Source organism: Acinetobacter sp. Li1LvA2, from assembly GCF_056156705.1.
In genome coordinates, this window is record NZ_JBSICF010000002.1 from 536,308 (window position 1) to 548,935 (window position 12,628).

The window sequence follows — 12,628 nt, forward strand, 5'->3', positions numbered from 1 at the left end:
TTCATACGATAACTTAGTTTTTAAGCGCTGGTGTAGCAGCAGCAATTGCAGCGGCAACAGCATCATCTTCAGTTTGAGATGGTTCTGCTGGCTTAGTAGGTTTAGACTGAGCTTTCTCAGGCTTAGGCTCTGCTTTTGGCTCAGGTTTAGGTTCTGGCTTAGGCTTCGGCTCTGCTTTTGGTTGTTCAGAAACAGTTGTTTGTGAATTTTGCTCAGAATTGGCAGGACGAGTTTCACGGCGAATTTCAGTTGTAGTATTCGCTGTTTCTTCGTGATGAACTTCGACTTGCGTTGGTTCCTGAGTTTGAGTTTCTTCAGTTTTAACACTTTCTAAAGACTCAAATTTTGCAGGTTCAGCAGGTTTAGGTTCTGAAACAGCAGTTTCAACCTTTTCTTGCTCTTCTTCTGGTGTTTCTTTTTTGACGCATGCGGTTAACAATAGTCCAGCCGCAATAGCAGCACAGATTAAAAGTTTTTTATTTGCCATTGTCCTAAACAACATTTAATTGAGGAGCTCGCATTATAACAGCAAAAGAGAATGAAAAAATCATGTGAGATTGACCTAATTTTTTATTAAAAATGCTGATAGAATAGCCAGTTGTTTAATGATCTTTGAATTGGTGCGGTTTGACTTTGCTTTATAGGGGCAGAGTACAGTAAAATTGCCCAACATTGTAGGCCGATTTCGGCTTGATTGTACGAGAAACTTAATGACCCATTTTATTTTTGTTACTGGTGGTGTGGTTTCATCGCTAGGTAAAGGTATTTCTGCTGCTTCAGTTGCTGCACTTTTGGAAGCCCGTGGCTTAAAAGTCACAATGGTTAAAATGGATCCTTACATTAATGTCGATCCGGGGACAATGAGTCCTTTCCAACATGGTGAAGTTTTTGTCACAGAGGATGGTGCCGAAACTGATCTAGACTTGGGTTATTACGAACGTTTCTTACGTCGTGCGAAAATGACCAAACTGAATAACTTTACGAGTGGTCGTGTTTATCAAGATGTTCTAAATAAAGAACGTCGTGGTGACTACTTAGGCGGTACGGTTCAAGTTATTCCACATATTACTGACAATATTAAAGAACGCGTACTTCGCGCTGGTGAAGGTTACGACGTTGCAATCGTTGAGATTGGTGGTACGGTTGGTGATATCGAATCACTTCCATTTATGGAGTCAGTTCGTCAGTTAATGGTTGAGCTTGGTCATAAACGTACCATGCTTATGCATTTAACTTTGTTGCCATATATTAAATCGGCAGCAGAGCTTAAGACGAAACCAACTCAGCATTCTGTAAAAGAATTACTTTCAATTGGTATTCAGCCAGATATCTTAATCTGCCGTACTGAATATGATGTAGATGTTGATACTAAACGCAAAATTGCATTGTTCACTAACGTGGAAGCGCGTGCTGTTGTGGTATGTAAAGATGCAAAAACAATTTATCAAATTCCACGTACGTTCTATGAACAAAATGTTGATGACTTGATCTGTGAGCGTTTTGGATTTAATGATCTTCCAGAAGCAAACCTAGAAGATTGGGACAATGTAGTCGAAGCATTACTCAATCCTGAATATACTTTGCGTGTAGCTATGGTTGGTAAATATGTTGAATTACCAGATGCTTATAAATCTGTTAATGAAGCATTATTGCATGCAGGCATCAAAAACCGTGTGAAAGTACAGATTGACTATGTCAATGCTGAAGAGCTTGAGAGCCAAGACGTTTCTATTTTGCAAACTGCTGACGCAATCTTAGTCCCAGGTGGCTTTGGTGAGCGTGGTACTGAAGGCAAAATGAAAGCTATTCAATATGCACGTGAAAACAAAGTTCCATTCTTAGGTATTTGTTTAGGCATGCAATTGGCTGTAATCGAATATGCACGTCATGTTGCAGCAATGCCAGAAGCATCTTCTACAGAGTTTAACCGTTCTACCAAGTATCCATTGATTGGTTTAATTACTGAATGGTTAGATGAGCGTGGCGAGTTACAACAACGTAGCGTTGAGTCTGATTTAGGCGGCACTATGCGTTTGGGTGCACAAAAATCTGAATTGGTTGAAGGCACTAAAACACGTGAAGTCTATGGTAAAGCAGAAATTACTGAGCGTCATCGTCACCGTTATGAAATGAATAATCGTTTCATTGAGGCGATTGAACAAGCTGGTATGAAGATTTCTGGTTACTCTTCGGCACAACATTTGGTTGAAACTGTAGAAATTCCTGAACATCCTTGGTTTATTGCTGTACAATTCCACCCGGAATTTACAAGTTCACCACGTGATGGACATCCGTTATTTGCTAGTTTTATTGACGCTGCGAAAACACAGCATCAAAAAAGTAAATAATGCGATTTTAAATAAACTGGGAAAGTTTAAATGTCACAATTAAAACCACAAGAAGTTGTACGTTTAGGCGATATACAAATGGCAAATCATTTGCCATTTGTATTATTTGGCGGAATGAACGTACTTGAATCAAAAGACTTAGCTTTCGAAATTGCGGAAACTTATGTTGATATCTGCAAACGCTTAGATATTCCTTATGTATTTAAAGCGAGTTTCGATAAAGCAAATCGTTCTAGTCTGCATTCGTTCCGTGGTCCTGGACTTGAAAAAGGTATTGAATGGTTAGGCGATATTAAAAAACATTTTAATGTTCCTATCATTACCGATGTTCATGAGCCACACCAAGCTGAAGCAGTTGCAGAAGTAGCTGATATTATTCAGTTGCCGGCTTTCTTAAGTCGCCAAACTGATCTTGTTGAAGCGATGGCAAAAACACAGGCTATTATTAACATTAAGAAAGCTCAGTTTTTGGCACCTCATGAAATGCGTCATATCCTGAATAAATGTTTAGAAGCAGGAAACGATAAACTAATTCTTTGTGAGCGCGGTTCAGCATTTGGCTATAACAACCTAGTTGTAGACATGCTTGGCTTTGACATCATGAAAGAAATGAATGTTCCTGTTTTCTTTGATGTAACACATGCGTTGCAAACTCCTGGTGGTCGTGCTGACTCGGCAGGTGGTCGTCGTGCTCAAATTACAACTTTAGCACGCGCTGGAATGGCAACAGGCTTGGCTGGATTGTTCTTGGAAGGTCATCCAGATCCAGAACATGCAAAATGTGATGGACCTTGTGCATTACGCATGTCGCAGCTTGAACCATTCTTGGCACAAATAAAAGAATTGGATACTTTGGTTAAAGGATTCAAAAAGTTAGACACCCATTGAGTTTTTACTCATTTACGCTGCTTTAATCGCAGCTCATATTCATTCAACAGAGGAATTGTTCATGAGCCAAATCGTTGACATCCGTGCACGTGAAATTTTGGACTCTCGTGGTAACCCAACCATCGAAGCAGACGTAATTTTAGAATCTGGGGTTGTTGGTCGTGCATGTGCACCATCTGGTGCTTCAACTGGTTCTCGTGAAGCTTTAGAACTACGTGACGGTGATAAATCACGTTACTTAGGTAAAGGCGTTAAAACTGCGGTTAACAACGTAAACACGATTATCCGTGACGCTTTAGTGGGCAAATCAGTATTTGAACAAAAAGACATCGATAATGCGATGATCGAACTTGATGGTACTGAAAACAAAGAAAAATTGGGTGCAAATGCAACTTTGGCTGTGTCACTAGCTGTTGCGCGCGCTGCTGCTGATGAAAAGAAAATTCCTCTTTTCCAATACATCGCTGACTTACGTGGTCAAAAGATTTTGACTATGCCTGTACCAATGATGAACATCATCAATGGTGGTTCACATGCAGACAACAACGTTGATATTCAAGAGTTTATGATTGAGCCAGTAGGCTTTACTTCATTTGCTGAAGCATTACGTGCTGGTGCTGAAATCTTCCATTCACTAAAATCAGTTTTAAACAAAAAAGGTTTAAACACTGCTGTAGGTGATGAAGGTGGTTTTGCACCAAACTTGCGTTCAAACGAAGAAGCAATCACTGTTATTCTTGAAGCTATCGGTCAAACTGGTTACAAAGCTGGTTCTGATATTATGTTGGCGCTTGACTGTGCATCTTCAGAATTCTACAAAAATGGTCAATATGTTCTTGCGGGTGAAGGCAATAAAGCATTCACAAGCAACCAGTTCTCTGACTATTTAGCAGGTCTTGTAAACCAATATCCAATTATCTCAATTGAAGATGGTTTAGATGAATCAGATTGGGAAGGTTGGTCTTACTTGACATCTATCCTTGGTGACAAAATCCAATTGGTAGGTGATGACTTGTTCGTTACAAACCCTAAGATTTTACAACGTGGTATTAATGAGAAAGTAGGTAACTCTATCTTAATCAAATACAACCAAATTGGTACGTTGACTGAAACTCTTGATGCAATTTACCTTGCTAAAGAAAATGGTTATACAACTGTAATTTCTCACCGTTCTGGCGAAACTGAAGATTCAACTATTGCTGACTTAGCAGTAGGTACAGCAGCTGGTCAAATTAAGACTGGTTCACTTTGCCGTTCTGACCGTGTTTCTAAGTACAACCAATTACTTCGTATTGAAGAATTGACTAAAGCTGCTTACCGCGGTAAAGCTGAGTTTAAAGGTTTAAACTAATCTTTAAATAAAAAGTTAAAATTAGTTTTTTAACATTTTAAGGTGCTATTTTTAATAAAAAATAGCACCTTTTTTATTATCCTAGACGACGGGTTTTTAACGACTTAGCCCAACTATGGTGTTTGCAACGAGAACATTCTTGATCGAGTGTATTTAGAATTTTAGTTTCACCACATTTCATGCATGAATAAAAAGTATTGATTTTAAGTACGTCAGCTTTGCAATAAGCATCTGGGAATAGGGGGAGTCCCCATTTTACCTCTTCATCTTCATAGTAAAGTAAACTCAGGATACCGTCAGACTCCAATAAGGCTGTTCTCACTTGGCCTAGATGTTCAACATTTTGTTGGCGCATCTCTGAGAAAAACTCATCATGTGAATATGATTGTTTCTGGAAATCTTTGTAAACTAAAAGTCCATCTTTGACTACACAGAGAGCTCTTCCTTCCAATAGGTCTTCAATTTTCTTATGTTTTACCATTGCCCAAGTTACAAGGCGGTAGAGAAAAAGAATAACGATAAATGCGACAAAAGCATGTGCGATAGGTAAATCCTTAGTAAACATTGGATCGCCAGCCGCGGAACCTAAACATAAAATAATTGCGAGTTCAAAAAGGGAAAGTTGGCGAATACCCCGTTTACCTGATAGTCTTAAAAAACTAATAATAATGATAAACATGACGAAACATCGAACCAAAATTTCCAAAATAAAGGGCCAAGTTGTGTCACCTATGAAAATATTAAAAAAATCCATTTTTTTCTCCCTTTTAATAGGTCGATAAAGTCTTTCTAAAATTCTTAGCAAATTAAAAATTGAAAAAATATACTTTTTAAGTAGTTGTTGGTTAAAAATTCAAACTTTATGTGATTTTGTATAAATTCTACTATTTAAAATATTTATTAAAGTAAACATATAGTTGAAGCTTCAATCGTAGAAATAACACTAAGAAAAAAATGATTGTTAAAGTTATTAAATAAAATAAAAATTTTGATCTGTATTACCTAAATTTAGTCTCTCAATTTTTATAATGTTTGGTCTTAATATATATATGATATATTTTAATTTATTGTGTTTTAAGCGAATTTCATATGATGAGAAAACAATATCATTTTAGAAAAGTTGAAAATGATACTTATATTTGGGATGTAGATAATTTAGTAGAATTAACTAGAAATTTTAAAGTAAAAGAAATTTTGCTATCAGAAATAAAAGAATTAAATGAACCATACTGGTATCCAGATTCTCATCCCACTACTCAAGATATCATTGATCATATGATATTAATTCAAGAAGCAGATTTGTCTTATCCAATAATACTATGTTCACATGGGAGAATAATGGATGGTATGCATAGGGTAGGGAAAGCGAAAATTTTAGGTGAGGTTAAAATACGTGCTGTACAATTTGATAAAGACCCTCAACCAGATTATATCAATGTTGATGAGGATGATCTGAACTGCGATGATTAATTATCAATAATTGCGAATATGACTTAAGGGCAATCAGGACTGTAGGGAATAGCATCTAAACGTTTTTGAAAAACATTTGGATTCAGTATATTTTCATACATTTGTTGATATGTTCGTTTATGATCTTCAATATGATGATAATCAACGATTTCTTGAAGTTTATCTTTATATTCTATATGTCCCGCATGAAACATCGCTGCATAATGGCCCCACAGTGCATATTGATATCGTATGGCTGCCTTTGGAATTAAATTTATTTCGTTTAAATAGCTATGAGCCGTTTTTTCATAACATGCTTTTATTTCATGAGCATCTTTTTTCATTTTTCTTAAGAAAATACATTGCATCTCTTGTAGTTGTGAACTATCTGTTTTATTTAAAATTTTTTCGGTAACTATATATGCGTCTTTAAGGCAACCTAAGTGAATAAGTACTTTGCGTTTGGTTTTTAAAATATCTAAATTATTATCATTAGAGGGAATTTTTTTTAATAAGTTTTTAAATTTTCTATGGGAAGTATCTTGTGGTTGTCCAGCTTTTAGACTGTAAACAATATCATTATATTCAAATATATAAGGGTTGGCAGGTGTATATTGTTTATGATTGCTCTCCATATTAATTATTTTTGAAGGGCTATCATCAGTAGGGTGATCACAAGCGCTTAAACCTAAGCTTACTAAAGAAAACGCTAAAATTTTGTGCACTACAGTTTATACCTTTATTCTCTTTCATGAGATTTATGAAGAATAATAAAATATAAAAGAAAATACTGTGTAGTTTTTTATTTCTCATGTTGATGAGCAGTTCAACAAACAATTTGAATTTGAAAATTGGTTTATATATTTTTGAATCAATAATATAAAGCCTGTGGTCTCAGCATTATGCTTCCACAAGATCAATACTCAATCTGTTAGAAATCCAAATTTTGATGTCGTGGATAGCGATTCTTTAATGCAATGATGAATTGGCAATTTAAATTAAACAAATAAGAATAATTATTAACTACAAGTTGATAACAATTATCATTCGTGTTAATTTTTGTGCCGAACTTTTACTACTGTGTAACAAGGAACAAGGTAGTGGAAGGTTAAAAATATGGTTCAGCACATTGGTTATTATGGAATTTTCTTATGTACAATCCGCCCTTTAGAAAAGCATTTAGAGTTCACCCTTTAGCAATTTCTATGGCTTTAACGGTACCTTCATTTCTTTATGCCGAACAAACCGAAACAACCACTTTAGCAACGATAAAAGTACAAGCAGAACAAGAAAATCCGGCCGTTACTGAAGGTTCAAGGAGCTATACAGCAAAAAGCACAAATACTTCTACAAAATTAAATTTATCTCTTCGTGAAACTCCTCAATCGGTCAAAGTTTTAACCCGTGAATATTTAGATGATCGAAAAATCGATTCCTTTCAAGATTTAATGAATAATATTACGGGTGTTTCAACCTCACGTACCGATGAACGTCAAAGAGTTTATGCACGTGGTTTTGAGGTGGATTATTACTTAATTGATGGAATACCTAGTACTACAAACTTAGGCACTGGAGATTTAGATTTAGATATTTATGATCGTGTCGAAGTCGTAAAGGGTGCCAATGGACTAACCACAGGTGCGGGAAACCCAGCAATGGCCCTGAATATGATTCGGAAACATGCAAACTCAAAAGAACTCACTGGTAATGTCAGCACATCTTTAGGTTCGTGGAACTCTTGGAGTAGCTCAGCAGATGTTTCCACGCCACTTAATGCAGATGGATCATTGCGTGGTCGCATGTTTGTAAAGCATTCTGATGAAAAATCATTTATGGATTTTTATGAGAAAGAACGGAATGTATTTTATGGTGCGGTTGATTATGACTTGAGTGATAAAACAAGCATGTCGCTTGGGGCAACTTATCAAGAGTTACATCGTGACGGTATCCGTTGGGGCGGAACACCTGCTTTTTATACTGATGGGACTCGTACCAATTTTTCCAGAAGCTTAACAGTAAGTGCACCTTGGACTTACTGGGATGTAAATACAACGGCAGTATTTGCAAACTTAAAGCAGAATTTATTTAATGACGTTAATTTAAATATTGCTTATACCTTTCGTAAGGAAGACACAGCTTCTATGTTGTTATATACAGCTGGAAAAGTAGACAAGGCAACCAATACCAGTCCATTAAAAAATGAAGAGGACAAGGATAATGTCTCAGTATATGGCGCAAAAGCTGCAAATGAAGAAAACAATATTGATGTTTTTATCAATGCTCCATTTACGCTTTTTAATCGTCCGCAAGAAATCATTATTGGTGGATCCTGGAATAAAAATGAGAAAACAAAGGATATTTTTGGCGGATCTAACACCAATCAAGACATTGAAAAGTATTTAGGTGGACCACTTAATTATAATGATATGGCTCAAGAGTTGCTTCAACCAGTAGTATTAAATGGTAAAAATGCGCTGAATGAAACCACACAAACTGCCGCATATATTGCTGGTAAATTTCAGATTCTGGATCCTTTGAAAATTATTGCTGGGGCGCGTTTATCAAATTGGAAATATAAGTCTGAAAATGATAAAGGTAACCGTGAATTTAACAATGAATTAGCACCCTATGTTGGCGCTATTTATGATTTTGCCCAAGATCATTCTGTGTATGCGAGCTATACAGAAATTTTTAAACCTCAAGAACGTAAAGATATAAATGATCGATATATAGATCCGATTACAGGTAAGAGTTATGAGGCTGGCTTAAAGAGTGAATGGTTTGGAGGACGGTTAAATACAGCATTGTCAGTATTCCGAATAGAACAATCTAATTTTGCTGAATCGATACCGGGAGTATTTATTGTTCGTAATGGTACACAAACTACAGAGCAGGCCTATCGCGCTGTAGATGGGGTTAAAAGTAAAGGTTTTGAGTTTGAAGCTGATGGCGAGATTAATGACAATTGGGGTATTAACTTTGGTATTGCTAATTTTGAAGCAAAAGATGCACAAGGCACAAAGGTTAATACGACAAACTCTCGAATAACCTCGGATCTATTTGTTAAGTACAAACTTGATCAATGGAGTGCAGGGCTTGGTTTAAATTATAAGAGCAAATACTATACGGGAAGTGGAAACTCTCGTATTGAGCAAGATGCGTATGTTTTAGCAAGTGCGATGCTTGGCTATCAAGTGGATAAAAATATCAAACTTCAATTGAATATCGATAATATTTTTGATGAAAAATATTATGAAGGTATTGGTGCTAACTCAATGAATTGGGGCACACCAAGAAATGCAATGGTGAGTGTTCGTTATAGCTTCTAATTACTGGCTCATTTAAATCTCTATTGAAAAGTCCTCTTGTGAGGACTTTTTTCTATTTAATCAATATAATTTCTTGATACGCAGAATAGCTTTTATATACATAGAGTGATTTATAAGCAGTTGTACTTATAAACATGATTTCCCTTTCAAATTCTATTCATTTTTGACAAAATGAAACATGTCACAATGGTCAATTTAAAGTAACATGCGCATTAATAGTTTTGCACTGATTTTGCAGGAATTTTGCATGCTCTTTTTAAATTGTTATACAATACAAAAGCTTAATCAAAGTTTTTAATTAAAAATCTTAATGATATGTTAGAAGTATTTCGATCCACTTCAAGCAAACTGATATTGCTACTTGTTATTGTTTTAGTAGCTATCCTGCAATATCAATTTTGGTTAGGTGAGGGTGGCTATATCCCTCATCAAGCTCTCATGCAACAAATTCAGCAACAAGCTGAGGTAAATGAAGAGCTTAAAGAACGAAACCGTATTTTGGCAGCAGAGGTTTTTGACCTGAAAAATGGTACAGAAGCAATAGAAGAACATGCCCGCCTTGATCTTGGTTTGGTTAAACCTCACGAGACATTTGTTCAAATGAGTACGATCAGTACCCATTACAAACCTATTTATATTGACCCGAACGCTAAAGTTGATTTGGAAACGAATGAGACACCTGCATCCCCAGATATCCCAGACTAAATTGTGGGCAGTGATTCCAGCTGCAGGATCAGGAAGTCGTTTTTCTAAAACTGAATTGAAGCAGTATCAATATATTCAGAATAGAACTGTTTTAGAACATACGATTGGCCGTATAAGCCAACTTCCATTAAATGGTTATGTTTTGGCAATTGGTACACAAGATACCTTTGCTCAGACTCTAGCATTTCAAAATATAGATAAGGCACATTTTTGCATTGGTGGAGCTGAGCGAGTCCATTCGGTTTTAAATGCGTTAAATCATCTTTTAAATTTTGCCGATGAAAATGATTGGGTTCTTGTGCATGATGCGGCTCGCCCTTGTGTAACCATTGATTGTTTAAATGCACTTGTGACAAATGCAATTGAATCAAATGAGAGTGCTATTTTAGCAATTCCTGTTCGTGATACTTTAAAGCAGGTTAAGTCAGGCAATCAAATTGATAAAACAGTTAGCCGAGATTTATTATGGCAAGCTCAAACTCCTCAAATTACTAAAATCGGTAAACTAAAAAAAGCAATTGAACATGCTTTAGAAAATAACGTCACTATTACCGATGAGGCAAGTGCACTCGAGTATATGGGTGAAACTGTACAGGTCGTAATGGGTCGTTCGGATAATATAAAAATTACCTATCCAGATGATTTAGAACTTGCACGTTTGATTCTGCAATCTCAGTCTTAATTCTATTATTTTTAACTTGCTTGGTTGATTTGCCCATCTAAGCAAGTTTTCTACATATCTATTTATAACCACTCATATTCTTTTACATTGATAAGTTTTAGGATTTATCAAGATCGGACAACTATACTAGATAATGTTCGATCATCGAACAAAAAATATTTATACCGAACAAAACCATGGTTTGATAACTAGATCAAATTACAAAAATTATCAAGAATGTTTAAAAGGAAATCTAAGGGAAACACTCGGGATTGAGTGAAATATCTATCTGTTCATTCTGCCTCTGTGTGCCTAAATCTCTTATCTATTCCTTCCTGAATGAGCACAATGGAGTTGTCTAATGATTGACAAAAGTAAGTCCTCACTAAGCGAGGTACTATCGCAGATTAAAGATGGTGCAACCATTCTGATTGGTGGTTTTGGTACCGCAGGACAACCCGCTGAACTCATTGACGGACTCATTGAACTGGGTATTAAAGATTTAACAATTGTCAGCAATAACGCCGGTAATGGCGATTATGGTCTGGCTAAACTGCTTAAAGCCGGTTCGGTTAAAAAAGTAATCTGTTCTTTCCCGCGTCAGTCAGACTCTTATGTGTTTGATGAACTGTACCGTGCCGGAAAGGTCGAGCTTGAAGTGGTACCACAAGGTAATCTGGCTTGCCGTATTCAGGCAGCGGGTATGGGTTTAGGCGCTGTATTTACCCCAACTGGCTTTGGAACACTTTTAGCTGAAGGCAAAGAAACCCGCCAGATCGATGGTAAAGATTACGTACTCGAATATCCAATTAAGGCTGACTTTGCCTTGATTAAGGCCTACAAAGGCGACCGCTGGGGCAATCTGGTTTACCGTAAATCTGCACGTAACTTTGGCCCAATTATGGCGATGGCTGCAGATGTCACCATTGCTCAGGTTTCTGAAGTGGTTGAACTCGGTGGATTAGACCCAGAACACATCATCACCCCAGGTATTTTTGTACAGCATGTTGTACAAGTAGCGCCCGCACAATAAGCAATAAGGAGAAATAACATGAGCTACCAGAAACTCAGCCGTGACCAGATTGCAAAACGTGTGGCACAAGATATTCCAGATGGTGCCTATGTGAACTTGGGTATTGGTTTACCAACCAAGATTGCAAGCTACTTACCTAACGACAAAGATATTTTTCTTCATTCTGAAAATGGTTTGTTGGCTTTTGGTCCACCGCCAGCGGCAGGTGAAGAAGACCCTGAACTCATTAATGCGGGTAAAGAGTTTGTGACCATGCTTGAAGGCGGCAGCTTTTTCCACCATGGCGACTCATTTGCCATGATGCGTGGTGGTCACCTTGATATTGCCGTGCTTGGCGCCTTTCAGGTGGCAGCAAATGGTGACTTGGCCAACTGGCACACAGGTGCACCGGATGCAATTCCTGCGGTAGGTGGTGCGATGGATTTAGCTGTAGGTGCTAAAAAAGTATTTATCACTACTGACCATGTGACCAAGCAAGGTGAGCCAAAGATTGTGGCTGAGCTGAGCTATCCAGTTACGGGTAAACACTGCGTTGACCGTATTTACACCGACCTGTGTGTGATTGATGTGACCAAAGATGGTTTAAAGGTGATTGAGAAAGTGGAAGGTCTTAGCTTTGATGAGTTACAGGCTTTAACTGGTGCAACTTTGATTGATGCGACTCAAGGGTAAGGAAGTAGGGAAATGACATTAAAAAACGCTTATATCATCGATGCCATCCGTACCCCATTCGGCCGTTATGCCGGTGGCCTTGCTCCTGTCCGTGCCGATGACCTTGGTGCTGTGCCAATTAAAGCGCTCATGCAGCGTAACCCGAATGTAGATTGGGAACAGGTCGATGATGTGATCTACGGCTGTGCCAAT

Annotated in this window: 13 protein-coding genes; 10 read left to right on the forward strand and 3 right to left on the reverse strand. The window is 37.2% G+C overall.

Annotated elements, in window-relative coordinates; all coding sequences use genetic code 11:
- Positions 1-13: 13 nt before the first annotated feature.
- Positions 14-487 carry an internalin gene (locus ACS604_RS07150; protein ID WP_174727559.1) on the reverse strand — a complete coding sequence of 158 codons (474 nt, stop codon included), beginning with the start codon at positions 485-487 and terminating at the stop codon, positions 14-16.
- Between the two features lie 223 nt (positions 488-710).
- Between ACS604_RS07150 and ACS604_RS07155 the strand changes: the two genes are divergently transcribed.
- From ACS604_RS07155 to eno, 3 genes are all read left to right on the forward strand, one after another.
- Positions 711-2,348 (forward strand): CTP synthase, encoded by a 1,638-nt coding sequence (locus ACS604_RS07155; protein WP_004792002.1) that lies wholly within the window; start codon positions 711-713, stop codon positions 2,346-2,348.
- A 30-nt stretch (positions 2,349-2,378) separates the two neighbouring features.
- Positions 2,379-3,236: a 3-deoxy-8-phosphooctulonate synthase gene (gene kdsA, locus ACS604_RS07160; RefSeq protein ID WP_003652054.1), complete on the forward strand. Its 858-nt coding sequence runs from the start codon at positions 2,379-2,381 to the stop codon at positions 3,234-3,236.
- 61 nt (positions 3,237-3,297) lie between these two features.
- Positions 3,298-4,587: a phosphopyruvate hydratase gene (gene eno / locus ACS604_RS07165; RefSeq protein ID WP_013197659.1), complete on the forward strand. Its 1,290-nt coding sequence runs from the start codon at positions 3,298-3,300 to the stop codon at positions 4,585-4,587.
- A gap of 76 nt (positions 4,588-4,663) precedes the next feature.
- Here eno and ACS604_RS07170 read toward each other — a convergent pair whose 3' ends face one another.
- The gene (locus tag ACS604_RS07170) at positions 4,664-5,341 is read right to left on the reverse strand and encodes a DUF421 domain-containing protein (RefSeq protein ID WP_049836844.1); all 678 of its coding nucleotides are present in this window, start codon (positions 5,339-5,341) and stop codon (positions 4,664-4,666) included.
- Positions 5,342-5,679: 338 nt separating this feature from the next.
- On the opposite strand from ACS604_RS07170, the gene ACS604_RS07175 reads away from it, so the two are divergent.
- Entirely contained in the window at positions 5,680-6,057 is a 378-nt protein-coding gene (locus ACS604_RS07175) for a ParB N-terminal domain-containing protein (protein ID WP_474770994.1), read from the forward strand.
- Between the two features lie 23 nt (positions 6,058-6,080).
- Here the strand turns inward: ACS604_RS07175 and ACS604_RS07180 are convergent, their stop codons facing one another.
- Positions 6,081-6,761, reverse strand: a complete 681-nt coding sequence (locus tag ACS604_RS07180) for a hypothetical protein (RefSeq protein ID WP_049836843.1) — start codon at positions 6,759-6,761, stop codon at positions 6,081-6,083.
- A gap of 426 nt (positions 6,762-7,187) precedes the next feature.
- Here ACS604_RS07180 and ACS604_RS07185 point away from each other — a divergent pair, with 426 nt between their 5' ends.
- The 6 genes from ACS604_RS07185 to ACS604_RS07210 all read left to right on the forward strand — a co-directional run.
- Positions 7,188-9,365, forward strand: a complete 2,178-nt coding sequence (locus ACS604_RS07185) for a TonB-dependent siderophore receptor (RefSeq protein ID WP_474770979.1) — start codon at positions 7,188-7,190, stop codon at positions 9,363-9,365.
- A gap of 315 nt (positions 9,366-9,680) precedes the next feature.
- The gene (ftsB, locus tag ACS604_RS07190) at positions 9,681-10,070 is read left to right on the forward strand and encodes a cell division protein FtsB (RefSeq protein WP_004643028.1); all 390 of its coding nucleotides are present in this window, start codon (positions 9,681-9,683) and stop codon (positions 10,068-10,070) included.
- Positions 10,036-10,752: a 2-C-methyl-D-erythritol 4-phosphate cytidylyltransferase gene (ispD, locus tag ACS604_RS07195; RefSeq protein WP_004792011.1), complete on the forward strand. Its 717-nt coding sequence runs from the start codon at positions 10,036-10,038 to the stop codon at positions 10,750-10,752. Before ftsB ends, ispD begins: the two co-directional genes overlap by 35 nt.
- 340 nt (positions 10,753-11,092) lie before the next feature.
- Positions 11,093-11,764, forward strand: coding sequence for a 3-oxoacid CoA-transferase subunit A (locus ACS604_RS07200; RefSeq protein WP_004792014.1), 672 nt, complete (start codon positions 11,093-11,095; stop codon positions 11,762-11,764).
- Positions 11,765-11,782: 18 nt separating this feature from the next.
- Positions 11,783-12,436 carry a 3-oxoacid CoA-transferase subunit B gene (locus tag ACS604_RS07205; RefSeq protein WP_004792017.1) on the forward strand — a complete coding sequence of 218 codons (654 nt, stop codon included), beginning with the start codon at positions 11,783-11,785 and terminating at the stop codon, positions 12,434-12,436.
- A 12-nt stretch (positions 12,437-12,448) separates the two neighbouring features.
- The coding region (locus ACS604_RS07210) for a thiolase family protein (protein WP_474770980.1) at positions 12,449-12,628 on the forward strand (180 nt) is incomplete at its 3' end.

Bases quoted from the DNA above. Each gene is read 5' to 3' on its own strand.
- ACS604_RS07155 (WP_004792002.1), top strand. From the start codon at position 711: ATGACCCATTTTATTTTTGTTACTGGTGGTGTGGTTTCATCGCTAGGT.
- ispD (WP_004792011.1), top strand. From the start codon at position 10,036: ATGAGACACCTGCATCCCCAGATATCCCAGACTAAATTGTGGGCAGTG.
- kdsA (WP_003652054.1), top strand. From the start codon at position 2,379: ATGTCACAATTAAAACCACAAGAAGTTGTACGTTTAGGCGATATACAA.
- ACS604_RS07200 (WP_004792014.1), top strand. From the start codon at position 11,093: ATGATTGACAAAAGTAAGTCCTCACTAAGCGAGGTACTATCGCAGATT.
- ACS604_RS07205 (WP_004792017.1), top strand. From the start codon at position 11,783: ATGAGCTACCAGAAACTCAGCCGTGACCAGATTGCAAAACGTGTGGCA.
- ACS604_RS07170 (WP_049836844.1), bottom strand. From the start codon at position 5,341: ATGGATTTTTTTAATATTTTCATAGGTGACACAACTTGGCCCTTTATT.
- ftsB (WP_004643028.1), top strand. From the start codon at position 9,681: ATGTTAGAAGTATTTCGATCCACTTCAAGCAAACTGATATTGCTACTT.
- eno (WP_013197659.1), top strand. From the start codon at position 3,298: ATGAGCCAAATCGTTGACATCCGTGCACGTGAAATTTTGGACTCTCGT.
- ACS604_RS07150 (WP_174727559.1), bottom strand. From the start codon at position 487: ATGGCAAATAAAAAACTTTTAATCTGTGCTGCTATTGCGGCTGGACTA.
- ACS604_RS07185 (WP_474770979.1), top strand. From the start codon at position 7,188: ATGTACAATCCGCCCTTTAGAAAAGCATTTAGAGTTCACCCTTTAGCA.
- ACS604_RS07175 (WP_474770994.1), top strand. From the start codon at position 5,680: ATGAGAAAACAATATCATTTTAGAAAAGTTGAAAATGATACTTATATT.